Origin of the sequence: Bacillus sp. B1-WWTP-T-0.5-Post-4 (assembly GCF_009183795.1) — a bacterium.
In the GTDB taxonomy this organism is placed as follows: domain Bacteria; phylum Bacillota; class Bacilli; order Bacillales; family Bacillaceae_G; genus Bacillus_A; species Bacillus_A cereus.
In genome coordinates this window covers 217,332-243,336 of record NZ_WEIJ01000001.1, presented here as the reverse complement: position 1 = coordinate 243,336, position 26,005 = coordinate 217,332, and the positions used below count along the sequence as shown (strand labels likewise).

Genomic DNA, 26,005 nt, shown 5'->3' with positions numbered 1-26,005 from the left:
ATAGATATACATCTTATGGAATTTCACCTAAAAACTGACTAGGGTACATAAGAGAGGGGCAAGTGCAAAATGCATAATGTTGTTATTACAGCTGCAGTTCGTTCGCCAATTGGAACTTTTGGAGGAGCGCTAAAAAATGTAACGCCAGTAGAATTAGCTGTTCCTGTACTTCAGGAAGCTGTAAAACGAGGCGGGGTAGAACCACATGAAGTTGATGAAGTAATTTTAGGTCATTGTATTCAAAGAACTGATGAAGCAAATACGGCGAGAACAGCTGCATTAGCGGCAGGATTTCCTGACACAGTTACGGGATATACAATCCAACGTCAATGTTCTTCAGGTATGCAAGCAATTATGTCAGCTGCAATGCAAATCCAATTAGGTGTAAGTGATGTTGTTGTTGCAGGTGGGGTAGAAGCGATGAGTTCGAGCCCTTATGCATTGAAACAGCACCGCTGGGGACAACGTCTACAGCACGGAGAAATTCGTGATACGGTGTGGGAAGTGTTAGAAGATCCGATTCACCATATTATGATGGGTGAAACAGCGGAAAATTTAGTTGAACAATATGAAATTACAAGAGAGGAACAAGATGAAGTTGCTCTTCGCAGTCATACATTGGCACTGAAGGCAATCGAGTTTGGATACTTTGACGATCAAATTGTTCCTATTACAATAAAAGAGCGTAGAAAAGAAGTTGTATTTTCGAAGGATGAACATCCACGTGCAGATATTACAGCTGAAAAATTAGCTGGATTGAAGCCGGCATTCCGTAAAGATGGATCAGTGACTGCTGGAAATGCATCTGGCCTTAATGACGGGAGTGCAGTTCTAGTATTAATGAGCGAAGAAAAAGCGAAAGAAAAAGGTTTACAACCGTTAGCTAGAATTGTTGGATATTCAGTAGCTGGAGTAGATCCAAAAATTATGGGTATTGGACCAGCACCAGCAATTCGTAAAGGTTTAGAAAAAGTAGATTGGTCATTGGAAGATGCAGATTTACTTGAAATTAATGAAGCTTTCGCGGCTCAATATTTAGCTGTAGAGAAAGAGTTAGGCTTAGACCGTGAAAAAGTGAACGTAAACGGTAGTGGCGTAGGACTTGGGCATCCAATTGGTTGTACAGGGGCTCGTATTACAGTAAGTTTAATTCACGAATTAAAAAGACGTGGGTTAGAAAAAGGAATTGCCTCTTTATGCGTCGGTGGCGGTATCGGGGTTGCCTTATTTATAGAAGCACTATAAAAAAGAAGCAGCTATTGCTGCTTCTTTTTTTACGACTCAAATAGATGATGGAATAATCGATCGCGATTTTCAAAGAAAAGTTTCGTCGTTTGGTAATGCTCAGTTTCTTCTAATGTGGATTCGTGAATTCCCTCTTGTGTTAAAGAATATATAGTGGATTCAGGATAAGCCATTAAAATAGGAGAATGCGTCGCGATAACAAATTGTGAACCTTGTTCAGCTAGTTCGTGCATTCGAATGAGCATGGAAAGTTGTCTCATTGGTGATAAAGCTGCCTCAGGCTCATCTAAAATGTATAAACCTTGTCCTGAAAAACGGTTCATAAATAATGAGAAGAATGATTCACCGTGTGATTGTTTGTGTAGTGAGATACCACCATAAGAGTTGATAACCGGATTCCCACGTGCTTCTCTATCAGCATCTATTTCATCAATATAAGAAGCAACGTTATAAAATGATTCAGCGCGAAGAAAGAAACCGTCGTTTGGTGTATTGAAACTTTTTGAAATGCGAAGGTATTCATGTAAAGATGAATGGGAATCGTTTGTGCTAAAGCGGAAGTTCTTCGTTCCACCTTCTGCATTAAAACCTAACGCAATTGCAATTCCTTCAAGTAATGTTGATTTACCTGTTCCGTTTTCTCCAATAATGAATGTTACATTTGGATGGAAAGCTAGTGATTGTAATGTTCGAATAGCGGGTAAGCAGTAAGGATATGCGGAAAAACTAGGGATATTTTCTTTTTTTAATGTGACATTTTGTAAAAAGGGTACGTCAATCAATATATAAACCTCAATTCATAACGGATTTTGAATTTAAAAAGGCAGCAAATACAAGTGTTAATGACACCTGAATCCCTTCTTGTTTTCTGAATATTTTATGTGGATTATATCATTTAAACTATCATATTCCAATGTGAAAATAAATATTGCATGAAGATCCATTCTCTCGTTATGATATATGGTATTCTATTGAAAATGTGAGAAGGAGTTAAAGTATGCCGTTTACATTTGCACATCCAGCAGCAGTTCTTCCTTTTGCGAAAAAGCATTCTAAACATATTTCAGTAACGGCTCTTATATTAGGTAGTATGGCGCCTGACTTTGAATATTTTTTGCACTTTAGACCCTATGGTGTTATTGGCCATACATGGCTTGGGTTCTTATATTTAAATTTACCGCTTGTATTTCTAATCGCATACATATATCATTACATTTTAAAAAAGCCGTTTATAACGCATTTGCCTAAACCGTTTGCTGGTTATTATTCATATGCAATAGATGAGAGGTGGGGGCTACATACCTGGAAAGAATTCTTTGTATTTTGCTATTCTGCATTATTCGGTATGCTCACGCATGTTGTTTGGGATGCATTTACTCATAATACAGGCTATTTCGTTATGAAAATAGCATTGTTACAAATTGAATTACGCAGTATTCCATTGTATAAATATATGCAACATGGGAGTACATGTGTTGGCTTATTATTGCTATTATACGTACTATGGAAGTATAAAGATGAAACAGGGAAAGATATGATTGTAGCTTTAGAAAAAAGAAAGTATTGGGTTTCGATAATCATTGTGACAGCTTTTATATTTATCGTGCATGCGTTCCTAGATCCCTATTTTCATATTTTCCAAATTGGAGGTATAATAGTATCTGGATTGACAAGTTCATTTTGTGGAATTGTCATTGTTTCTATAGTTTACAAAGCAAGGGACTAATTTTATATTCATGAATGATAGCGTTAGGAGAAATGAAATGATGAAAGCATGGAAAAGTATTTTTGTTTTATGTAGTTTTCTTCTTATGTTAAGTGGTTGCTTCCATCAAGAAGAAAAGAAAGCTGAACCGAAGAAGAAAGAATCTATTCCTGAAACGAAAGAATATGGTGGGCGTGAGCTGAAAAAAGTAGGACAAAAAGTGAAAGAAACAGGATGGGGTACTTTCAAGTTAGAGCAGATGCATTCTGTGAATCAAACATTTGAAGTAGCGCCAATGAAAATTCACGTACAAGATGTGAAAGTAATCTCTTTATCACAAATGAGTGAAAAGGCAAAAAATACATTGAAAGTATACACGGCACTAACTCCTGAAGAAGTAAAACGTAGATTAGGGGATAAAGTAAGCCAAGAAGATGCAGAATTATATGCATCGCTAAGTGGAACAGAGATTAGTAATACAATTCGTTACGTTGAGATTACATATAAAGTGGAGAATAGCGGAAATAAAAATATGCAATTTTTCTCTATGAATGATGTTATGATTAATGGTAAGCAACATTTTAAAGTAGCCACTCAAAACTTTTTATATGACGAAGATACGTTAGTTGGTACAAAAAATGTATCAAGAGAAGACTATAAGCCTGGTGAAATAAGAGATGGTATTATTGGTTTAATACTTGACGATGGAAAAGACAAGGTAAAGGATATTCAGTTTACAACTGATGATTTACTTGCAGGAGATTCAGAAACACAAGATGTTGTAAAAGAGCCACAAACGTTTAACATCTCACTAAAATAATGTAAGACAAAACAGTCAGCATACAAATATTATGCTGACTGTTTTTTTATTTCTTTTATATATGAATCTACATTTTGAAAAGGCACCTTAATTTTAAACGCATCTTTTTGTTCATTAAATTGCTTTTCATTGTAGGGACCGAAACGTTTATTGTGCTTTACATCAATAATCCAATAATGTTCACTTTTTTTATTTGCAATTGCTGCGTCAGGGTTATTTGGATCTGATTTTTCCTCAGTTTGTTTTGCAATAATGTATTTATCATCCCAAGCAATGTCTGTAATTTTTGCAGGGATGTATTGTGTGGCATATACAGCATCTTGCGAGGGGAAAAGTTCAAATGCATTTCCAGAAGTACGTATGAGTTCGTATTCATCGTTAACCGTATAAGTTAAGTGACTTGTGTTTCCTGCACAACCAGTTAATAGGAAGGCGACGAATAGGATTATCCATTTTTTCAATATGGGAACCTCCTTTATAATGCTATTGTAACAAATTGTACAAGAAAAGTAAGAGAAACGCTAGTTTACAATGTTTTTTAGAAGTGGTACGATGAGACGGGTAAAGAAGGATATGAAGGAGTCGACATAAAATGAAGTTAAAGATGCATCGTCCAGCGCTTGTAATGAATCGCATAGGTGCTTCCCTAATTGACATGTTTTTAATCTCGGTTATGTATGGTGCAGTAGTAGCTATTATGACCGGAAACTATAGTGCTATGTTTAAGCGCTTTAATATAAGCTTAGGTGATTTTAGATATGATTTTGCAGTAGTTTTCATATTAATGGCGATATATTTTATTGTATTACCCTTTCTTTGGAACGGTGTTACACTTGGAAAAAAGATAACGAGAATAAAACTAATTTCATTGAAGAGTGAAAAGCTAACGTTGCAAACATTAATTATAAGATTTTTTGTAGTGTTATTACCGAACGTATTGCTATTAGGAATTCCATTAATATGTAATGTATATATGATGTTGTTCCGCAAAGATAATTGTGGTTTTCAGGATTTAATTACAAAAACGAAAGTAATAAGTCTTGTATAATGAAAAAAAGACCTTTTTATATATAAAAGGGTCTTTTTGATTTTATAAGTATATGGGGAATGTTTACAGTAAGGAAAAGCCAAAATGTGTTATTTCTATTTATAATAGATTGAAAATTAAGAAAATGATATAATGATTAAAAATAATATCTTTATTCCGCCATATTGGGGCTGAGTAAAATTTCACTTTATATAATAAGGGGGAAGTTAAAATGACAGGAGGTAGCATAATTTTTTGGGGTATTCTCATTTTTATCGGTCTAGTTTTCGATCAGCGTAATAATAAGAAAAAAGAAGGGTAAAAAGTAAACGTTTACAAATTAAATAGCAATTTTTCTTGCTTGCAGATTAATCTTATAAAGGAGTATACTGAATGACGGTAAGACTTATAGAAGGGGTAATGAAAATGAAGCTTGCAGGAAAAGTTGCTATCGTAACTGGCGGTGGCATCGGTATTGGACGTAATACAGCTCTTTTGTTGGCTAAACAAGGCGCAAAAGTTATTGTGACGGACATTGATAAAGAGAGTGGACAAGCAACAGTGGAGGAAATTATGAATCTAGGCGGAGAAGCACTTTTTGTATCCTATGATATGGGAAAGCAAGGAGATTGGCAACGCGTTATTAGCATTACTTTGAATGCATTCAGTCGCATTGATATGCTTTTTCAAAATGCTGGTTTATATAAAATAGATTCTATTTTTTCTCGCCAACAAGAGAACGATTCCAATGTACTTTGTATTAATGACGTTTGGATAGAGATAAAACAATTAACGTCATCTTTTATGAAACAGCAAGAAGAAGTGGTGCTTAGTGATTTACCGATTTTTGGTATTATTAGCACGAAAGGACAATCATTTCATACAGTAGAAGCCCTAGTATAATAATGAAAACCGCCCTCAATATATGTGGACGGTTTTTTGTATGTGTATAGTAAAGATAAATTTTTTAGCGAATACGTTGTTCAGTTTGGTTATCAAAGAAATGCGCTTTATTCATATCAAATGCTAATTTAATTTGGTCACCAGGTGAAAACGTATGTCTTGCATCTACACGTGCCGCAAAATCTTGATTCCCAAGTTTCATATATAAAATGGATTCAGCACCTAATAACTCAGCGACTTCAATTTTTGTTGTGAAGGCAGTAGATTGTGAAGCTTCTAAAAATAGTAGTTCATCATGAATGTCCTCTGGACGAATACCTAAAATAATTTCCTTATTTACATAGCCTTGTTCACGTAGCATCTTCATTTTTCCTTCAGATACTTTAATTTTTATAGTATTGTCTATAACGAAATCGGTTTCAGTCAATTTACCACGGAAGAAGTTCATAGCTGGTGAGCCGATAAATCCACCCACGAAAATGTTTTCTGGTGTTTCATATACTTCTTTTGGAGTTCCAATTTGTTGGATTTTTCCATCCTTCATAACGACAAGACGCGAAGCCATAGTCATTGCTTCTGTTTGATCATGTGTTACATAAATTGTTGTTGTTCCAAGACGATGATGTAGCTTAGAAATTTCTGAGCGCATTGCAACACGGAGTTTAGCATCTAAGTTTGATAATGGTTCATCCATTAAGAAAACTTTTGCATCTCGAACGATTGCTCTACCTAAAGCAACACGTTGGCGCTGTCCACCTGATAATGCCTTCGGTTTTCTATCTAAATATTGTTCAAGTCCTAAAATTTTTGCTGCATTTTTCACACGACGATCGATTTCATCTTTTGGTATTTTTCGAAGTTTTAATCCAAATGCCATATTATCATATACACTCATATGTGGATAAAGAGCGTAGTTTTGGAATACCATAGCGATATCTCGATCTTTTGGAGGAACATCATTCATTAGTTTACCATCAATTGAAAACTCGCCTTTTGAAATATCTTCAAGTCCAGCTACCATTCGTAATGTTGTAGATTTTCCGCATCCAGAAGGACCGACAAATACAATAAATTCTTTATCTTGAATGTGTAAATTAAAATCAGTTACAGCTGTTACGTTATTATCATATATTTTATAAATGTTTTCTAATTTAAGTTCTGCCATGGTATTTCCCCCTAGAAATAATTATGCAAACGTTTTCTTTGAGTTCATTATAAACGAATAGATTCAAAAAATAAATAAAAAAATAAAACGTTTTCATTTATTGGAGATTTATTAGTGGTTTTCATATGTTTTCTTAGAAAAAGAACAATAAAAATTGTAAGCGCTATTTTAAATTGAGATAGAATCTGTTATCATTCATTAATGAAAACGTTTGCGCCTTAAAAAAGAGAAAAATGAATGATGAATGAAATGGGGTAGCATAATGGAAAAACAATGGTGGAAAGAAAGTGTAGTATATCAAATTTATCCTCGTAGCTTTATGGATAGTAATGGTGATGGTATAGGAGATCTTCAAGGGATTATTTCAAAGCTAGATTACTTAAAAGAGTTAGGGATTGATGTGATTTGGTTATCACCAGTCTATGAATCTCCAAATGATGATAATGGTTATGATATAAGCGATTATTGTAAAATTATGAACGAGTTCGGAACAATGGAAGATTGGGATGAGCTATTACATGAAATGCATGAACGTAATATGAAACTTATGATGGACTTAGTTGTTAATCATACTTCGGATGAACATAATTGGTTTATTGAATCACGTAAATCAAAAGATAATAAATATAGAGATTACTATATATGGCGCCCTGGAAAAGAAGGAAAAGAGCCGAATAACTGGGGAGCAGCGTTTAGTGGATCAGCATGGCAGTATGATGAAATGACAGATGAATATTATTTACATCTGTTTTCTAAAAAACAGCCAGATTTAAATTGGGATAATGAAAAGGTAAGACAAGATGTTTATGAAATGATGAAGTTTTGGTTAGAAAAAGGAATTGATGGCTTCCGTATGGATGTTATTAATTTTATTTCTAAAGAAGAGGGATTACCAGCTGTTGAAACAGAAGAAGAGGGGTATGTTTCAGGTCATAAGCATTTTATGAACGGTCCAAACATTCATAAATATTTACATGAAATGAATGAGGAAGTATTATCGCATTATGATATTATGACGGTTGGTGAAATGCCTGGTGTAACGACAGAAGAAGCGAAATTGTATACTGGAGAAGAACGAAAAGAATTGCAAATGGTATTCCAATTTGAACATATGGATTTAGATTCAGGAGAAGGTGGAAAGTGGGATGTAAAACCATGCTCACTTCTTACTTTAAAAGAGAATTTAACAAAGTGGCAAAAAGCATTAGAGCATACCGGATGGAATAGCCTTTATTGGAATAATCATGATCAGCCTCGCGTTGTATCTCGTTTTGGTAATGATGGAATGTATCGCATTGAATCAGCAAAAATGTTAGCGACAGTTCTTCATATGATGAAAGGAACGCCATATATTTATCAAGGAGAGGAAATCGGAATGACGAACGTTCGATTCCAATCAATTGATGAATATCGAGATATTGAAACGTTAAATATGTATAAAGAAAAAGTGATAGACCATGGTGAAGATATAGAAAAAGTAATGGAATCTATTTATATAAAGGGTCGTGATAATGCTAGAACTCCGATGCAGTGGAATGATCAGAATCACGCTGGATTTACAAAAGGTGAACCTTGGATTACTGTAAATCCTAACTATAAAGAGATTAATGTGAAACAAGCAATCCAAGATGAAGGTTCAATTTTTTATTACTATAAGAAATTAATTGAACTACGCAAAAATAATGAAATAGTTGTGTATGGATCATATGATTTAATATTAGATAAAGACCCTTCTATTTTTGCTTATGTAAGAACATATGGAGATGAAAAACTACTTGTCATTGCAAACTTTACTGCGGATGAAAGTGTATTTGAAATGCCTAAGGATATTAGTTATAGTGAATCAGAGTTATTTATACACAATTACGATGTAGAAATCGGATCAATAGATAACATTCCATTACGTCCGTATGAAGCGATAGTGTTCAAATTGAAATAAGAAAAAGCCTTATGCCACTTCAAACTTGGCATAAGGCTTTTTTGGATTACCATTTTAATATGGAGAATCCATATGGAGGAAGTGTAACTTGTAATACACTTGCTTCTGCTGAAAATTCTTCGTTTGTATAAATGTTAATTATTTTCTTACCAGTAACATGAAGAGGGAGTGAAACTGTAACTTCACTATTAGTAGGGTTTAAAACGAAAAAGATAGTTTCATCCTCATATGTTTTCGTATAAGAAATATAATTATGTTCATCATTTGCTTCGATGAATTGAAAAGTACCATGTCCTCCAAATGCTTTATGTTGTTTCCGTAATAAAATCAATGTTTGTATATGGGTAAATAATGCATGATCTTGTTCTTTAGTATCCCAAATCATACATTTACGGCAATCAGGGTCCATGCCGCCATCCATACCAATTTCATCTCCGTAATAAATACAAGGAGAGCCGATGAAAGAAAGATGGAATACATAGAGCAATTTCAACTTATTTTTATCTCCGTTGCATGTTGTTAAAATTCTTGGAGTATCATGGCTGTCTAATAAATGAAATGCTGCTTCATTTACATTCATAGAGTAGGAATGTAGAGATTCTGTAATTTGCTTCATGAATTCACTTGCTTTAATGGAATCGTTAGCAAAGTAAGAAAGTAGAGCGTTTGTAACAGGATAGCTCATGACAGCATCAAATTGATCGCCTTGTAGCCACGGAAGGGCATCGTGCCAAATTTCTCCCAAAATATATACTTCAGGATTTAGTGTCTTTATTTCAGTTCGGAATTCTCTCCAAAAGTTGTGATCGACTTCATTGGCGACATCAAGGCGCCAGCCATCTATATTGAATTCTCGTACCCAATAACGTCCTACTTCAAGTAAGTATTCTTTTACATCTGGATGAGCTGTATTTAATTTTGGCATATACGGTGTAAAGGCGAAAGTATCATAATTTGGAAGTGGTTCGGTTATAATCGGAAATTCATGAATGTGGAACCACTCTTTATATGCGGACTTCTCACCATTCTCTAGTACGTCTTGAAATTTCTCGAAAAAGTATCCACTATGATTAAACACAGCATCGAGCATTACTTTTATACCGTGCTTATGACATTCTTCAACGAGCTCTTTAAAAGTTTCTTTCGTCCCAAATTGTGGGTCAATTTCCATATAGTCAATTGTGTCATATTTATGGTTTGAATGAGCTTTGAAAATAGGTGTGAAATATATTCCGGAAATGCCAAGCTTAACAAGGTAATCAAGGTTTTGAATAACACCAGAAAAATCTCCGCCGAAAAAGTTAGTTGGAGTTGGATTCGCACTTCCCCAAGGGAGGGTGTTTTCTGGATTCAGCGTACTATCGCCATTAGCGAATCGCTCAGGGAAAATCTGATACCAAATGGTGTCTTTAATCCAAGATGGTGCTTTGAATACATCATCTGCATGAATAAATGGAAAACAGAAAAAGTTACCAACATCATCATTTGGAATGCTAGAAAAGAATCCTCGCTCTGCATAAATAAGAGTGTCTGTTTCAGATTTTAATTCAAACCCATAACGTAAGCGCTTAAATTTTGGTTCGATTGAAATGGACCAATAATCAAATAATGCAGTAGAACCCGTTTTTTTCATGGGTGTACTTGCTGATATCCATTTCCCGTCTTTCCATTCGTAAGGATCACCGTAAATAAGATCGGCGCTTTGAATATCATCTCTCTTAGTACGTACTCGGATGTGAATTGTTTGTTCATCATAAGCGTATGCATAATTATCTTTCGGCCTATGATAAATGGCTTCTTTAAACATATAGAAAATCCCCCTTCAATATCTCTATACATAGTATTCCCTTAAGTGTAATAATAAAGCCTATATTGCAAACGATTGCCTTTCTCGTAGCTTTAATATTGCTTATAAGAGTAGTATTCATTTCATATAAAGTCAATGTATAAAGAGTATAATGACATAATTTTTAAATTAATATTTGCAAAATGAATAAAAGAATGTATAATGATAGACAAATAGCGCAAACGTTTTCATAGATTGAGATATTGTTTGCGCTTCAATTAAACTATTAAATGCAAACGTTTTCAGTTACTGAGGTACATAGACAATTTAGGGAGGTTTTTGGGATGAAGAAAGCATTATCATTATTAACGGTTTCAGCATTATCTATTGGTATGTTATCTGCATGTGGGCCGAAAGATTCAGGGAAAAAAGAGGAAAGTAAAGCGAAAAAAGACTATGATCTTCTTGTTTGGGAAGATGATAAAAAAGGTGTTGGTTTAGAACCAGCAGTGAAAAGCTTTGAGGAAAAATATAAAGTAAAAGTAAAAGTTGTTGAAATGCAAATGACAGATCAAGTGAAGAAGTTACGCCTTGATGGGCCAGCGGGGACTGGACCAGATGTTGTAACATTGCCACACGATCAAATCGGAAATGCAGTAACAGAAGGTTTACTTTCTGAAGTGAAAGCAGATGATGCTGTAAAGAGTAAATTTACTAATTCATCAATAGAAGCACAGACATATAATGGAAAATTATATGGTTTACCAAAAGCAATTGAGACACCAGTCTTTATTTACAATAAAAAACTAATGCCAAAAGCGCCAGAAACGATGGACGAGCTGTTTAACTTCTCAAAAGAATTTACGAAAGATGGCAAGTACGGATTTTTAGCATTAGGAGATAACTTCTACTTTGCTAATGCATTCATGGCAGGTATGGGCGGTTATGTATTTGGTGAAAAAGATGGAAAGCCAAATGCAAGTGATGTTGGATTAAATAATAGCGGAGCAGTACAAGGTGCTGAATATCTTCAAAAATGGTACAAGGAAAAATTATTCCCAAAAGGTATTATCGGTGAATCAGGTGGGCCTGCTGCTGATGGACTATTCAATGAAGGAAAAGCAGCTTCTATCATGAATGGCCCATGGGCGTTCCAAGCAATGGAAAAGAACGGGATTGATTATGGCGTTGCTCCAATGCCGAAATTACCAAATGGTCAACCAATGAAAACGTTTGTTGGGGTTAAAGGATGGCATGTAACAAGTTTCTCTAAACAAAATGATTTAGCTACAAAATTCACTGAGTGGGTAACAAATGAAGAAAACGCAAAAATTCGATTTGAGAAAACAAAAGAAATTCCTCCAGTAAAATCAGTAATGGAAGATCCAATTATTAAAGATAACGAAGCTGCAAAAGCAGTTGCAACGCAATCTGAAAATGGAATTCCAATGCCAAACATTCCAGAAATGCAAGAAGTTTGGAAACCAGCTGGAGATGCGCTTCAATTAGTTGTTACAGATAAAGAGGCACCAAAAGCGGCGCTTGATAGTGCAGTGAAACAAATTAAAGGTAATATTGAGGCAAATCATAACAAGAAAAAATAAGGTGAAATTCGTGCCTCTAATATGAGAGGCACGAATTCTCTCCCTTCCATGTAGGAAGAAAAAAGGGGGAAGGAACATGCAAACATCTATGGAACCAGCAAATGGGTTAAACCATTCAAAGCATAGGAAAATGGCAACCATGTTATCAATCATTCCAGGCGTGGGCCAAATGTATAATAAACAATTTGTAAAAGGTCTTATTTTTCTAGTATTAACAGGTTCATTTATTGTAGCCTTTGCTGATTTATTAAATATGGGATTATGGGGTATTGTAACGCTTGGTACAGAAGTTCCACGTGACCATTCTGTCTTTCTATTAGTAGAAGGAATCTTGGCCCTTATCGTTATCGCTTTTGGGCTCGGCATATATGCATTTAACTTATATGATGCATACCAAAATGGAAAGAAACGTGATAGCGGAACACCGTTAAATTCTGTAAAAGAGCAATACCGTAATTTGTTAGATCAAGGTTTTCCTTATTTAATGGTTTCACCAGGTTTTCTACTACTTATCTTTGTGGTTGTATTTCCAATCATCTTCGTAATTTTAATTGGATTTACAAACTATGATTTATATCATTCTCCTCCAGCTAAATTAGTAGATTGGGTGGGCTTTAAAAACTTTATTGATATTTTCACTTTACCGATGTGGAGAGAGACATTTGTAAGTGTATTCTCTTGGACTGTTATTTGGACATTCGTTGCAACAACATTACAAGTTGCACTTGGTATTTTCTTAGCGATTATCGTAAATCAGCCCGGTATTAAAGGAAAGGCGATTATTCGAACAATCTTCATTTTACCGTGGGCGGTTCCAGCATTCGTATCTATTCTTGTTTTCTCTGGTATGTTTAATGAAACATTCGGAGCGATTAACAATCAAGTATTAGCTTTATTCGGAATTGAAAAGATTGCTTGGATGACAGATCCATTTTGGGCGAAGATTGCTTTAATTATGATTCAAACGTGGCTTGGGTTCCCGTTTATCTTTGCGATGACAACAGGTATACTGCAATCGATTCCGGGAGAATTATATGAAGCGGCTACAGTAGATGGAGCGACAGCTTGGCAACAGTTTCGCAAAATTACATTGCCACTTGTGTTATATGCAACAGCACCAATATTAATTACGCAATATACGTTTAACTTTAATAACTTTAGTATCATCTATCTATTTAACGGTGGAGGTCCTGCTGTAGCTGGACAAGACGCAGGTGGAACGGATATTTTAATTTCATGGATTTATAAGTTAACGATGACTTCAGCGCAGTATGGAAAAGCAGCAGCTCTTACAATGATATTATCGTTAATTGTTATTACAGTTGCGTTATGGCAATTTAAGAGAACAAAATCATTCCAAGAAGAGGATATGATGTAAATGAATATTAAAAGACAGAAGATGTTACGTCTCTCATTAAGTTATTTAGTTATTTTCGTAATGTGTGCCATCATTTTCTATCCGTTATTATGGATTATTGGCTCATCGTTTAATCCGGGTGATAGTTTATCTGGATCAAGTATTATTCCACAAAATGCAACGTTAGATCATTATCGTAAGTTATTAGATCTAGAGAATAGTAATTACTTACTATGGTATAAAAACACATTAAAAGTAAGTGTTTTAACGATGATTTTCTCAGTGTTAGCAATTAGCTTTACTGCTTATGCATTTTCGAGATATCGTTTTGTTGGAAGAAAAAATGGTTTATTAACATTCTTAATTCTGCAAATGATTCCAAACTTTGCAGCGTTAATTGCTTTATACGTATTAGCTCAATTAACAGGATTAATTGATACACACCTTGCATTAATTTTGATTTATGTAGGCGGGGCTATTCCGATGAATACATGGCTTATGAAAGGGTATTTTGATACGATTCCGAAAGAACTAGATGAATCAGCTCGAATGGATGGAGCAGGGCATTTTCGTATTTTTTGGCAAATCATTATGCCACTTGCAAAGCCAATCGTAGCGGTTGTAGCGTTATTTACTTTCATTGGTCCATTTACAGATTTCATTTTAGCGAGTATTATTTTGCGAACACCAGAAAATTATACTTTAGCAGTTGGATTATATGAAATGGTTGCGAAGAAATTCGGTAATGAATTTACAACGTTTGCAGCGGGTTCTGTGTTAATTGCGATCCCAATTTCAATTTTATTCCTATCACTACAAAAATACTTTATTTCTGGTTTAACAGCTGGAGGTACAAAAGGATGAAAAATGGGACATTACGTCCCATTTTTCTTTTCATCTCCCTATAAATAAGTTTATAGGGAGATGAAAAGAGATTTGACATCACATGTGAAAAGAAGTGAAATAAATAGTATATTATAGTATAGGAAAAAATAGCTATATCCCTTACAATACATGAAGAGGGAGAATAGGATTAGTTTTGCAAGATATAAGAAATGAAAGTTTATGACTTGCAATGAGTGCGAGATAAAATATATGAAAAATGGCAGAGAAATGAGAGGAGGGGGATTTTTATGACAGTTACAATTAAAGATGTGGCGAAGCAAGCGAATGTGGCACCATCAACAGTTTCTCGTGTAATTGCTGATAATCCAAGTATAAGTGAAAAGACAAAGCGCCGTGTTAGGAAAGTGATGAGTGAATTAGGGTATCATCCCAATTTAAATGCGAGAAATCTTGCGAACCAAACGACGAAAACACTTGGTCTTGTTATGCCAAGTTCTGCAAGTAAAGCTTTTCAAAATCCATTTTTCCCAGAAGTTATAAGAGGGATTAGTTCATTTGCACACGTAGAAGGTTATGCGCTTTACATGTCGACAGGTGAAACGGAAGAAGAAATTTTTAATGGTGTCGTAAAGATGGTACAGGGACGCCAAATTGGTGGCATTATTCTTTTATATTCAAGGGAGAATGATCGGATTATTCAATATTTACATGAACAAAATTTCCCGTTTGTTTTAATAGGAAAACCATATGATCGAAAAGATGAAATTACATATGTAGATAATGACAATTATACAGCTGCAAGAGAAGTGGCAGAATATTTAATTTCATTAGGGCATAAGCAAATCGCGTTCATTGGTGGTGGATCAGATTTACTTGTAACGAGAGATCGTTTAGCTGGTATGAGTGATGCCTTGAAATTAGCAGACATTGTATTACCAAAAGAATATATTTTACATTTTGATTTTTCGAGGGAAAGTGGTCAACAAGCTGTTGAGGAATTAATGGGACTGCAGCAACCGCCAACGGCAATTATGGCAACGGATGACTTAATTGGACTTGGTGTGTTAAGTGCTCTTTCTAAAAAAGGATTCGTTGTACCGAAAGATGTTTCTATTGTAAGCTTTAATAATGCTTTATTATCAGAAATTGCGAGCCCTCCACTTTCGACAGTTGATGTAAATATTTATCAGCTAGGATATGAGGCAGCAAAAGCTTTAGTTGATAAAGTAGAGAATGCAGAATCCACTGCAAAGTGTATCATTATTCCTCATAAATTACTAAAACGTCAAACTTGTGATCATTATGCATAAAAAAGCTAAGAGTTTAACTCTTAGCTTTTTTCATTAGAAAGGCTTCTAATCGGTCGCAGCCTTCTTTTAAAGTTTCGATACTATACGCATAGGACAAGCGAAGGTAGCCTTCACCGTATTCAGAGAATGCTGTTCCAGGAACTACAGCTAGTCCCGCTTCTTTGACAAGATCAAGTGCAAAATCAAATGATGAAGATGTCAAATGACCAACATATGGGAATAAGTAAAATGCACCTGTTGGCTTTTCAACTGTTAATCCCATTTGAGTGAGTCTATTATATACGTAATCACGGCGTTTTTTATATTGGTGGCGCATCATTTTTGGTGCGTCTTTAGCTGCTGTTAATGCTTCAATTGCAGCGTATTGAGCGATTGAAGTAGCACACGTTACATTGTATTGATGAACTTTTAATATGTGTCCTGCTAAATAGCTTGGTGCAAATAAAAGTCCAACACGCCAGCCAGTCATAGAATGTGATTTAGATAAACCGTTAATGACAATTGTCTTTTCACGCATTTCTGGGAAATGTGCGATAGATGTATGCTTTTGTTCATATACAAGCTCGCTATAAATTTCATCTGAAAGGACGAAAATATTTTTATCTTTTAAAACATCTACAATATCTTTTAATTCTTCTGTGGATAAAGTTACACCAGTTGGATTAGAAGGATACGGTAGTACGATACATCTTGTTTTTTCTGTAATAGCATTTTTAAGCGCTTCAGCTGTTAAACGAAATCCAGTTTCACGAACATCTACAAAAATAGGCGTTGCACCGCATAATCGAATAATGGGTTCGTAACCTGGATAAATAGGAGCAGGTAAAATTACTTCTGTTCCTGGCTCTAAAATCGTTCGGAATGCAACATCAATTGCTTCGCTAGCACCGATTGTAACGATGGTTTCGTTTTCAGGTGAGTAATGTAAATCGTAGTTATCTTTTACGAAGTTACAAGCTGCCTTACGTAATTCTAGTAAACCAGCGTTATGTGTATAGCTTGTATAGTTTTCTGTAATAGCCCGTTTTGCCGCTTCTTTCACGAGAGAAGGTGTAGGGAAATCGGGTTGTCCAATTGTTAAAGAAATCAAATTATCATAGTTTTGAATCATGTTAGAGAATTGACGGATTCCAGAAATTTGGATATCCTTCACTCTAGGGTTAATGAATTGTTCCATTGTATCTCCCTTTCTTCCGTTTGAAAATTAAGTTCATTTTATCATATTTTCTATGATTACGCTTTGTATATGTTATTTAGAAAGAGAGAGAAAAGAGAAAAAAAGCCGCTATAAGCGACTTTTTAATATCCGTATTCCCAATCTATTTCATCTTCATTCCAGAGTACAGAGGATACCTTGCCAAGGTGAACAACTGATTCGTTCACAGCACATGTGCAGTTTTCTTCTCCCGCTTTATGCTGTAACTCTTCATATACTGATTTTTCAACATTTTCTAGAACAACCAAATTTTCTTCTTTTAAAACAAGCGTAGTACCTGCCATATTTATCTTCCTCCTACTAAAGTAATGATCACTTATTTGTAAACATAGATAGTATGGATTATATGCTGTATTTTGCTATAGTTGTCCGTCTAAAAAAGTATTTTTATATTTTCTTTGTAATCCGTATTCATTGTATACTGCACGAAGGAAATTTGGTACAGGGTTTACAATCATTTCGAAAATCTGTAACAATTATTATGAGTTGTTAACAAAGAATTAACAAATATGTTAAGAAAAATCAAAATTTTAAAACAAATACACCTATAAAATGATATAATCATATCAAAATACATATAGGGGATGAGAGGTTATGGAGCTTATCCGTGATTTATTGATTCAAATTGCCATCATAATTTTGCCACTATTTTTATATGAAGCGATTCGTTTAAATCGCTATCAAGAAATGCCTCCGAAGCCAAATCGTTACTTTATTATGTTTTTATCTAGCGTTACGCTCGTTCTCTCCATGACATACTCTATTTGTTTTGGCAATGTGTGTGGGTATAACTTTCACCCCATTCCAATTGTCAGTGGTTTTTTATATGGTGGGATTGTTGGTTTAATCCCAGCGGTTATTTTTGTTGCATACGAATGGTTACTAAAGGGAATGAGCTTTCTTCCAGTTTTAGAAGTAATATTTTTATTGATAGTTCCGCTATTTTTATCAAAGAAATGGTCTCTTTTTTCAAGGGATAAGAAATTAATTTTAGCATTTATGATTTCATCATTTTATGTGCTTGTTTCTTTAGTATTAGGCATGATTAATGTTCTTTTGGAAACAGGATTTACACCGTATATTTCGCAAATATATAGCGGATTTATATTTGCCTCGCTTATCATGGTCATGACAATGGTATTCCAGGTGTATTTAACTGAATATTTAAATGAAAATGCATTGCTACGTACAGAGATGCAAAAATCAGAAAAGCTTAATATTGTAAGTGAGTTAGCAGCAAGTGTGGCACATGAAGTTCGAAATCCACTAACTGTTGTTCGTGGATTTATCCAATTGCTAGAAAGTACGGAAGATGTGAAGAATAAGGATTATATGCGTCTCGTATTAGCTGAATTGGATCGGGCGGAACAAATTATTTCAGATTACTTAAATTTAGCAAGGCCGCAAATTGAGAAAAAAGAACACATTTGTTTATCAGCCCAATTAATAGAAATGACCACTCTTATGTCGTCATTTGCAGCGATGCAAGGTGTATATTTACAAGTTGAAATTTCAGAAAGTCTTTATACGATTGGTGATAAGACAAAATTGAAGCAAGCTATTATGAATGTTGTTAAAAATGGTATTGAAGCAATTCAAGGAAATAAAGGATATTTAAAAGTAACAGCTATTCAAAAAGATGAAACAATCATAATAAGAGTTAAAGATAGTGGTGTTGGTATGACGAAAGAACAGTTAGCAAGGCTTGGGCAACCATATTATTCTTTAAAAGAAAAAGGGACAGGATTAGGACTTATGGTAACATTTAGTATTTTACAAGCGCATAATGGTACATTGGAATATAAGAGTGAAAGTGGAAAAGGCACTGAAGCAATTATTATATTACCAGCTGTACAAAATAAGGAATAAAAGTTACCGATGAAAGGTAACTTTTTATTTTATATTGTTTATTCATTTGTTTTTTCTTGTTTTGCTCGGCTAAATAAACTTTTAAATGATTGAAAGAAGCTTTGCTCTTTTGAGGCAGCAACCATTCTTTTTGTTTCTTGAATTTCTCGAATAACTTGCATAAGCTGTGCATCACGGTTACTGTCTTTATTATAAATTTGACTAACAAGTTTATTCATTTTTTCTTCCTGTTTGGATTCTCGTTTATACATATGATTCATTAATAAGTCCATCTTTTCTTTTTGCAGTGCATCTGTTTGAGCGGCGTGATCGACTAACTCTTGAAGCATTTTTTCTTGAGAGCCTTCTTTTACATAAACTTGTTGCATCAATTCGTCTAGTTTCTCATCCTTTAAACGATTTTGTGTAATTAAAGTAGAATTTTGATGAATAATTGCCTCATTTAATTGAGCTAGCATTTCAAGTTTTAACATGAACTCCTCAAAGTTACGCCCATCTTCTTTTTCTTTCGTTTGTATCTCTTGCTTATCTTGTATAACTGGTACAGGTGGGGCCTCTTTTTCTTTTAAAATAATCGGTATCGTTTCTGAAATATCTTCTTGTAATGTAGCAGCTCTTTCGTGTATAGATTTCAATAATTTTAAATCATCAAGTTTATAAATACGAGCATCAGCTGTTTTGGAAATCATATAACCATGTTCCTCTAACAGTTGACTATATTTGCGAACTATATGTTTTGGGATGCCTGTTTTATTCGTGACATCTTTCGTTTTATAGGTAGCTTCCATCATATTTCCTCCCCAAAAAGTATCGTATATATCATTTCAATCTTTTATGAGGACTTCCTTTGAAAAAGAATGTCGGAAGGCTATTAGTTTTCTACAGCATTAGTGAAAAAATGAAAATTTTTGGCGGAATGGCAAGGAATAACTAAAATAATGTCTGAAAACATATACAGGAGAAGTTTGTTATAATAACGGAGGAAAAGAAACTGGTAGAAACATGGAGGTATACATGAAGCAATTAAAAGGTATTATCATTTCAATTATCGCAATTCTGTCTATTTTAGTAGCAGTTTATGAAGTACTTGTGCCAGAGGAAACAAGTGTAAAGAAAACGAATACGTATGATCAAGTGTTAGAATTTCCGAAAGAACGTTATCCAGAGACAGGAAAACATATTACGGATGCTATAAAAGAAGGGCATTCAGAAGTTTGTACAATCGATCGTGGTGGTGCTGCAGATAGAAGGAAATTGTCGTTAGCACCATATCCATCAAAAAAAGGGTATGATCGTGATGAATGGCCAATGGCGATGTGCAAGGAAGGCGGAAAAGGAGCACATATTGAATATATAAGTCCGGCGGATAACCGTGGAGCAGGCTCTTGGGTAGGGAATAAGTTAGATAAATACCCAGATGGTACGCGAGTAAAATTTGAAGTGAAGTAGTAGTTGTATATTTCATAATGAAGGAGAAGGGGAACTATGGAGTTAACGATTTCTTATTCGCAATTAATGTTGATGAACTATGACGGTGAGCAGCCTTATGTAGATTGGACTGATGAAGATTTTGAAAGAGGTTATGCTAAGGCAGATGGAACTGTTATTTTTGAAGCACTTTCTGATTATACTTGTGAAGTGAAAGTGACCCCAGGGAAACATATTGAAAAAGAAGAAGTAGTTAGAACGATTACGGTTCCTTTTACAGTTGAAAATGAAAGTATCGTTATAACGAGTATTCTTTCTAATAAATTTCAAATACCTATTCCAAATGGTGAGTATACAGTTGTATTACAAGCAATTCCTCTTGAAGAGCCAACGGATGATGAATTATATAAAATACAATATGAATTCTTTTTTGAAAGTAAAGAATAAAAAATGGGTTATCCTGAGAAAAGGATAACCCATTTTTGTTATGCGTTTGTTTTTAAAAGGGAACGAGCATCTTTCGCTGCTTGCACCATATGTTCTAAAGCTGGAATAACTTCTTCTGTTCTTCTCGTTTTTAAACCACAATCAGGATTAATCCAGAAATATTTAGGATCACATACTTCTAAAGATTGTTCTACGATTTTATACATTTCATCTTTACTCGGTACACGTGGGCTATGAATATCATATACACCTAGGCCGATGCCTTTTTCATATGTTGTATGTTTTAATGTATCAATAAATTCTCCGTGACTTCTTGATGTTTCGATAGAAATTACATCTGCATCTAATGCGCGAATTGCGTCAACAATATCTTCGAAGTTACTGTAACACATATGAGTATGAATTTGTGTTTCATTTGCTACAGAAGAAGTTGCTAAAAGGAAGGATTGTACTGCCCATGTAATATAAGCATCCCAATCTTTTTCTTTTAGTGGCATTCCTTCACGAAGTGCGGGCTCATCGACTTGGATTACTCTAATTCCGGAAGATTCAAGTAGTTCAATTTCGTGACGAAGAGCTAGTGCAATTTGATACGAAACTTCTTTTCTTGGAATATCATTTCGAACGAAGGACCAATTTAAAATTGTAACAGGTCCGGTTAACATTCCTTTTACAACTTTCTCTGTTAAGCTTTGCGCATAAACTGTTTCCTTAATAGTCATGCCATTAATAAAGGCTACATCACCATAAATAACAGGTGGTTTTACGCAGCGGGAACCGTATGATTGTACCCAACCGTTTTTAGTGAATGAGAAACCAGCAAGACGCTCACCAAAATATTCGACCATGTCAGTTCTTTCAAATTCACCATGTACAAGGACATCAAGCCCAATTTCTTCTTGGTAACGAATCCATTTTTCTGTCTCTTTTTCAATAAATTGTTCATATTGTTCATTTGAAATAACACCGTTACGCCATTCTTTTCGCGTTTGACGAACTTCAGTTGTTTGCGGGAAGCTACCAATAGTCGTTGTTGGTAATAGCGGTAACTCTAGAGCAACTTGTTGTAATTCGTATCGTTTTTCAAATGGAAGAGGACGTGAAAAATCTTCTTCTTTTAGTGCTGTTCGTGCTGCTTTGACATCTTCTCGGTTACGTGCAGCAGATGAACGAATTGTATGATGTACGTTTCGATATGTTTCCAGCTCATTACTAATGCTTTCTGTACCTTGAGTGAGAGCGGAATGAATAAGAACTAACTCTTCTAATTTTTGATTTGCAAATGCTAACGCATCAAACAGCTCAGTCGATAAGTGAGTTTCTTCTGTTTTATCGATTGGTGTATGCAATAAGCTACAAGAAGGCTGAACGATGATATCTTTCGTTTGGACTTGTTTTTGTAACGTTGTAAATAACTCAAGAACTTCATCAAGGTCAGCTCTCCAAATGTTACGGCCATCTATACAACCGACAGCTAAAGTTTTATCAGCTGGGAATCCATATTTTGAAATAGCATTTAGATTACCTTCTTTACCATGAATGAAATCTAATCCAATACCGGATACCGGGAATGTAATAATTTCTTCATAGTTTTCTTCTACGCTATCAAAATATGTTTGTAAAAGAAGAGTCGCATTTGGAACTTCTTTACGAATAGCTTCATAAATTTCTTTTGCTTGTTGAACTTCTTTTTTAGTTAAAGAAGCGAAAATCGGTTCATCAACTTGAATGGCTGGTGCACCAGCTGTATGTAGTTCTGAAAGCAGTTGTACGTAAGGTGCAACTAACTGTTTTAAAATGGTAGGAAATTGTTCTTGTGTATAGCCTTTAGCTAATTTTAAGAAAGTATATGGTCCTAAAATAACAGGCTTTCCATCTACTCCTAATTCTTGTTTTGCCTCTTCGTATAAGCGAAGTGGACGATTATCTTTTAAAGAGATTTGTAATCCCTCTTCATATTCAGGAACGATATAGTGATAGTTTGTGTTAAACCATTTTGTCATTTCGGAAGCTACGTGATCTTTAGAGCCACGCGCCATTGCGAAATATACATCAAGGTAAGATGTAAACTCAGAAAAACGTGATGGAATAAATCCTAGCATATAGGCAGTATCCAAAACGTGATCATAATATGTAAAGTCGCCAATTGGAATGAGTTCAATCCCTTTTTCTTGCTGTACTTTTACGTGTTGAAGGCGAATTTCTTTCATTGTTGTTAAAAATTGTTCTTCATCGATTTTATTGGACCAAAAAGCTTCCAATGTTTTTTTCCACTCTCGTTGTAGTCCGATACGTGGATAACCTAAGTTACTTGTTTGAATTGCCATTTTAAATTCCTCCCTAATTGAAAGTAAGCATTTCCGTTTACTAGGAAATACCTATAACAAAAAGTACAAAGACATAGAAAATAAGCCTTCCTTTTTGTTTTAACACCTCATCATCATCCGTGAATCTATCAGTGTTGTTAAAACAGGCAGGTCTCCTGACTTATGCTTCATATAATTTCTTTTACCTTCCCGTTTTCACAGTGGCACCAAAAAGAAATCTCAGCATTTACAGTGGCGGGACCGTGTTGGAGTTTCACCAAGCTTCCCTTTTAAACACGAAACAAAACTTTCGTGTACCTATTTTCCTTTTGAAAGGAATTTAACAAGCGATATGATATTGAAACAAATTTTAACATAATTTTTGGAATTTTGTCTACTGTTTTAAAATAAGAAAATTCTAAAGTTTTTATTTCTTAGTATTCTGACTTTTTATATTCTGGAGTAACGAATAATATTACAGTATGAAAAGAGAAATTGAGCTATGAAAGAAGTAGGGATGTCTTCTTTCATAGCTCAATCTTCATCTATAGCAACTTCTGAAAGTCGGCCTGCTATAGCATCTTTAAGGAGGGTGTTTAGCCATTGTAATTCAACTGTAATATGCTCAATTACACTTTGCAAAATATATAGTTGTGCACGTGGAACCTTTCCTTTATTACAATCATATATCGTTTGCATAGTATGTAAATATTGAAGAGTATCGTTTTTCTTTTTTTCTAAAATAGGAACTAATTCGTGATCATTGCTAAAGTGAGCGAAAGATAAGGCTGAATAAATAGGTTTATATATTTGGTTTTTGGCTTCGAATTGTTTTAATAGTAAAGTGTGGAATAGTTTTTTGCCTTCTTCTGTTATATGAAAAATCGTTTTGTCAGGTCGATTTGTGTCTCTAATTACATTTGTAATATGAATTGCCCCTTGCTTTTCTAATTGCTCGAAGGCGTAATAAAGTGATCCTTTAGCATATTTAATATAACAATCCATTTGTCGTTCTTTCATAATATGCTGCACTTCATATGGATGTTTATCTCCTTCGAGTAGCAAGCCGAGAATGACTAATTTCATGCTCATGCTGTCTCAACTCCTGTATATAAAAACTTTATCCAGTAAGATCCCCACCCAAAAATTCAGCGGAAGCAAAGAAGTTAGGTGGGGATTAACTGCCCGTAAAAGCCCGATTGGTGTGGGCTAATAATCAGTGGGGGATGAACATCCCCCCACTGATTAAAGTTTCACTTTATACATATTATAAACGGCATATCCTTTTTCATAAAGGAATATGCCGCTTCTTTTTTATATTAACTAACTTGCTTTTGTTTTTCTTTCTTTTTAGGGCCTGTAAAGAGGCGTTCATTTCCCATAAGTAAAATACAAATAATACTTAGTACAGCCGGGATGAGTGCCCAGAAGAATGTATTCGCAATAGATGTAGCGAGAGCTTCTTTAATACCCGCTAATATTTCAGCAGGAATTTTTGCGGTAGCGCCTGGTGATAATAAGAAACTTGTGTCTCCGCCTTTTGGAGCTAATTTTGCTAGTTCAGGGGGGAATACAGAGTTTAGTTTATCTGTAAAAATATGATTTTGAATTGTACCGAAAATCGTTACACCAAGGGTCATACCGAGTGATCGGAAGAATGAGTTTGTTGATGTCGCCGAACCACGGTCCCGCATTTCCAACTTGTGAATAGAAGACATACTTAATACTGAGAATGAGAAGCCAACACCAAGCCCAGCGAGAATCATAAATAGTGTTACGAGTAAACGAGGTGTGTCCATTGTTAAAGTACTTAATAAATAAATACCAAGAACGAAGAAGACACCAGATACCATCATAATGTTACGATAGCTTGTTCGAGAAGCTAATTGTCCTCCTGTTTGACTTCCAATTACAGAACCAACCATCATTGGTGTTAAAATTAATCCAGCATTAGAGGCGGAACCTCCAAGAACGCCTTGAATGAAGATTGGAATATAAACTGTACAGATAATAAAAGCGGCACCATAGAAAAAGGCAACTCCTTGACTAGCTGCGAATAAAGGTTTTTTAAATAGATGGAACGAAATAATAGGCTCGGTTGCTTTTCGTTCTACAAAGAAGAAAATAATAAGCGTAATAACTACTGTTGTAAATAAGCCAATAATTACAGTAGAATTCCAGGCATATTCCTTACCACCAAGTTCTAATGCGAACATTAAGCAAACGATACTTATGACAAGTGTAATAGCACCAGCCCAATCAATTTTTTGTTTTCTAAATTCTAGAGACTCACTGTAGTATTTAGTAATGAAGAAAAAGGAGATAAGTCCTAATGGAATATTAATATAGAAGACCCAATGCCAACTTATATAGTCTGTAATATAAGCACCTAATAAAGGACCGAATACACTAGATGTCCCGAAAACAGCACCGAATAGTCCTGTCATCTTCCCGCGTTTTTCTGGTGGGAAGATATCGTACATAATTGTGAAGGCGATAGGCATAAGGGCACCACCACCGATCCCTTGAATAGCTCTATAAATACTTAATTGCTCAATACTTGAAGCTGTTCCGCAAAGAGCAGAACCGAATAAGAAAAGAATGAGGCCCCCAATATAAAAACGTTTCCGCCCGTACATATCAGAAAGTTTCCCGAAGATAGGCATCCCTGCCATTGTTGCTACCATATAAGCTGATGTGACCCAAACAAACTTATCAAATCCTCCTAGGTCTCCAACGATTGTTGCCATTGCGGTTGCAACGATTGTATTATCCATTGCGGCCATTAATATACCAAGCAGTAAACCAGCAACAACAAATTTTGTCTTGTTGGCTTCTTTTTTTAATGGTTGAGTTTCCAAATATAACCCTCCTTTAGAAATAAGTAAACTATATTAAGTTTTGAGTGCAGTGGATAAAAAATTTTAATGTATAGTTGATTTTAATTTCTTTTCCATAAGTGCACTGATATGCCATAAAGAATATTATAGTCAAATTTGACTATAAGGCAAACTTTTTCTTACGTCAAAATA

The 26,005-nt window shown here is 34.8% G+C and carries 24 protein-coding genes and 1 riboswitch; of the genes, 14 read left to right on the top strand and 10 right to left on the bottom strand.

The features are described 5' to 3' along the window. Window positions 1-69 precede the first annotated feature (69 nt). Window positions 70-1,245 carry an acetyl-CoA C-acetyltransferase gene (locus GBN91_RS01260; protein WP_152121212.1) on the top strand — a complete coding sequence of 392 codons (1,176 nt, stop codon included), beginning with the start codon at window positions 70-72 and terminating at the stop codon, window positions 1,243-1,245. Between the two features lie 29 nt (window positions 1,246-1,274). On the opposite strand, the gene GBN91_RS01255 is transcribed toward GBN91_RS01260, so the two are convergent. After that, entirely contained in the window at window positions 1,275-2,027 is a 753-nt protein-coding gene (locus GBN91_RS01255; protein WP_000567998.1) for an AAA family ATPase, read from the bottom strand. Window positions 2,028-2,242: 215 nt separating this feature from the next. Here GBN91_RS01255 and GBN91_RS01250 point away from each other — a divergent pair, with 215 nt between their 5' ends. Both GBN91_RS01250 and GBN91_RS01245 read left to right on the top strand, forming a co-directional pair. Continuing rightward, complete coding sequence (locus tag GBN91_RS01250; protein WP_001116855.1) at window positions 2,243-2,971, top strand: DUF4184 family protein; 729 nt, start codon at window positions 2,243-2,245, stop codon at window positions 2,969-2,971. A gap of 37 nt (window positions 2,972-3,008) precedes the next feature. Then, complete coding sequence (locus GBN91_RS01245) at window positions 3,009-3,770, top strand: hypothetical protein (protein WP_000973899.1); 762 nt, start codon at window positions 3,009-3,011, stop codon at window positions 3,768-3,770. Between the two features lie 29 nt (window positions 3,771-3,799). On the opposite strand, the gene GBN91_RS01240 is transcribed toward GBN91_RS01245, so the two are convergent. Continuing rightward, a complete protein-coding gene (locus tag GBN91_RS01240) occupies window positions 3,800-4,231 on the bottom strand; it encodes a DUF3997 domain-containing protein (RefSeq protein WP_000758789.1) in 432 nt (143 codons plus the stop codon). Between the two features lie 131 nt (window positions 4,232-4,362). Between GBN91_RS01240 and GBN91_RS01235 the strand changes: the two genes are divergently transcribed. The 3 genes from GBN91_RS01235 to GBN91_RS01225 all read left to right on the top strand — a co-directional run bounded on the left by GBN91_RS01235 (window position 4,363) and on the right by GBN91_RS01225 (window position 5,700). Continuing rightward, complete coding sequence (locus tag GBN91_RS01235) at window positions 4,363-4,818, top strand: RDD family protein (protein WP_000769082.1); 456 nt, start codon at window positions 4,363-4,365, stop codon at window positions 4,816-4,818. A gap of 211 nt (window positions 4,819-5,029) precedes the next feature. Beyond that, window positions 5,030-5,119 carry a hypothetical protein gene (locus GBN91_RS01230; RefSeq protein WP_000145636.1) on the top strand — a complete coding sequence of 30 codons (90 nt, stop codon included), beginning with the start codon at window positions 5,030-5,032 and terminating at the stop codon, window positions 5,117-5,119. Window positions 5,120-5,190: 71 nt separating this feature from the next. Further along, window positions 5,191-5,700: an SDR family NAD(P)-dependent oxidoreductase gene (locus GBN91_RS01225; protein ID WP_152121211.1), complete on the top strand. Its 510-nt coding sequence runs from the start codon at window positions 5,191-5,193 to the stop codon at window positions 5,698-5,700. Window positions 5,701-5,764: 64 nt separating this feature from the next. On the opposite strand, the gene GBN91_RS01220 is transcribed toward GBN91_RS01225, so the two are convergent. Further along, window positions 5,765-6,865, bottom strand: a complete 1,101-nt coding sequence (locus tag GBN91_RS01220; protein WP_152121210.1) for an ABC transporter ATP-binding protein — start codon at window positions 6,863-6,865, stop codon at window positions 5,765-5,767. A 262-nt stretch (window positions 6,866-7,127) separates the two neighbouring features. Between GBN91_RS01220 and malL the strand changes: the two genes are divergently transcribed. Continuing rightward, window positions 7,128-8,804: an oligo-1,6-glucosidase gene (gene malL, locus GBN91_RS01215; RefSeq protein ID WP_152121209.1), complete on the top strand. Its 1,677-nt coding sequence runs from the start codon at window positions 7,128-7,130 to the stop codon at window positions 8,802-8,804. A gap of 46 nt (window positions 8,805-8,850) precedes the next feature. Here the strand turns inward: malL and GBN91_RS01210 are convergent, their stop codons facing one another. After that, window positions 8,851-10,611 (bottom strand): alpha-glycosidase, encoded by a 1,761-nt coding sequence (locus GBN91_RS01210; RefSeq protein WP_000471782.1) that lies wholly within the window; start codon window positions 10,609-10,611, stop codon window positions 8,851-8,853. A gap of 323 nt (window positions 10,612-10,934) precedes the next feature. Here GBN91_RS01210 and GBN91_RS01205 point away from each other — a divergent pair, with 323 nt between their 5' ends. The 4 genes from GBN91_RS01205 to malR all read left to right on the top strand — a co-directional run bounded on the left by GBN91_RS01205 (window position 10,935) and on the right by malR (window position 15,707). Continuing rightward, the gene (locus tag GBN91_RS01205) at window positions 10,935-12,194 is read left to right on the top strand and encodes an extracellular solute-binding protein (protein WP_000709923.1); all 1,260 of its coding nucleotides are present in this window, start codon (window positions 10,935-10,937) and stop codon (window positions 12,192-12,194) included. Window positions 12,195-12,270: 76 nt separating this feature from the next. Continuing rightward, window positions 12,271-13,572 (top strand): maltosaccharide ABC transporter permease MalC, encoded by a 1,302-nt coding sequence (gene malC, locus GBN91_RS01200; RefSeq protein ID WP_001194996.1) that lies wholly within the window; start codon window positions 12,271-12,273, stop codon window positions 13,570-13,572. Next, window positions 13,573-14,415: a maltosaccharide ABC transporter permease MalD gene (gene malD / locus GBN91_RS01195; RefSeq protein WP_001022608.1), complete on the top strand. Its 843-nt coding sequence runs from the start codon at window positions 13,573-13,575 to the stop codon at window positions 14,413-14,415. 269 nt (window positions 14,416-14,684) lie between these two features. After that, on the top strand, window positions 14,685-15,707 hold the full coding sequence (malR, locus tag GBN91_RS01190) for a maltose operon transcriptional repressor MalR (RefSeq protein ID WP_000219053.1): 1,023 nt from the start codon (window positions 14,685-14,687) through the stop codon (window positions 15,705-15,707). Window positions 15,708-15,720: 13 nt separating this feature from the next. Here the strand turns inward: malR and GBN91_RS01185 are convergent, their stop codons facing one another. Then, the gene (locus GBN91_RS01185) at window positions 15,721-16,884 is read right to left on the bottom strand and encodes an aminotransferase A (protein WP_000434578.1); all 1,164 of its coding nucleotides are present in this window, start codon (window positions 16,882-16,884) and stop codon (window positions 15,721-15,723) included. A gap of 122 nt (window positions 16,885-17,006) precedes the next feature. Next, on the bottom strand, window positions 17,007-17,207 hold the full coding sequence (locus tag GBN91_RS01180; RefSeq protein ID WP_000929280.1) for a hypothetical protein: 201 nt from the start codon (window positions 17,205-17,207) through the stop codon (window positions 17,007-17,009). A gap of 310 nt (window positions 17,208-17,517) precedes the next feature. Between GBN91_RS01180 and kinB the strand changes: the two genes are divergently transcribed. Further along, window positions 17,518-18,792, top strand: a complete 1,275-nt coding sequence (gene kinB, locus GBN91_RS01175) for a sporulation sensor histidine kinase KinB (protein WP_000420369.1) — start codon at window positions 17,518-17,520, stop codon at window positions 18,790-18,792. A 38-nt stretch (window positions 18,793-18,830) separates the two neighbouring features. On the opposite strand, the gene GBN91_RS01170 is transcribed toward kinB, so the two are convergent. After that, window positions 18,831-19,580: a DUF3967 domain-containing protein gene (locus tag GBN91_RS01170; RefSeq protein WP_000388471.1), complete on the bottom strand. Its 750-nt coding sequence runs from the start codon at window positions 19,578-19,580 to the stop codon at window positions 18,831-18,833. Window positions 19,581-19,806: 226 nt separating this feature from the next. On the opposite strand from GBN91_RS01170, the gene nucA reads away from it, so the two are divergent. Beyond that, window positions 19,807-20,241: a DNA-entry nuclease gene (gene nucA, locus GBN91_RS01165; RefSeq protein WP_000811494.1), complete on the top strand. Its 435-nt coding sequence runs from the start codon at window positions 19,807-19,809 to the stop codon at window positions 20,239-20,241. A gap of 36 nt (window positions 20,242-20,277) precedes the next feature. After that, window positions 20,278-20,667 carry a competence protein ComJ gene (comJ, locus tag GBN91_RS01160; protein ID WP_000424030.1) on the top strand — a complete coding sequence of 130 codons (390 nt, stop codon included), beginning with the start codon at window positions 20,278-20,280 and terminating at the stop codon, window positions 20,665-20,667. 38 nt (window positions 20,668-20,705) lie between these two features. Here the strand turns inward: comJ and metE are convergent, their stop codons facing one another. From metE to GBN91_RS01145, 3 genes are all read right to left on the bottom strand, one after another. Continuing rightward, window positions 20,706-22,994: a 5-methyltetrahydropteroyltriglutamate--homocysteine S-methyltransferase gene (metE, locus tag GBN91_RS01155; protein WP_049106578.1), complete on the bottom strand. Its 2,289-nt coding sequence runs from the start codon at window positions 22,992-22,994 to the stop codon at window positions 20,706-20,708. A 128-nt stretch (window positions 22,995-23,122) separates the two neighbouring features. Then, window positions 23,123-23,310, bottom strand: a riboswitch (cobalamin riboswitch). Window positions 23,311-23,507: 197 nt separating this feature from the next. Further along, window positions 23,508-24,065, bottom strand: a complete 558-nt coding sequence (locus GBN91_RS01150; RefSeq protein WP_000062062.1) for a PadR family transcriptional regulator — start codon at window positions 24,063-24,065, stop codon at window positions 23,508-23,510. 227 nt (window positions 24,066-24,292) lie between these two features. Further along, window positions 24,293-25,834 (bottom strand): MDR family MFS transporter, encoded by a 1,542-nt coding sequence (locus GBN91_RS01145; protein WP_000449912.1) that lies wholly within the window; start codon window positions 25,832-25,834, stop codon window positions 24,293-24,295. Window positions 25,835-26,005 lie beyond the last annotated feature (171 nt).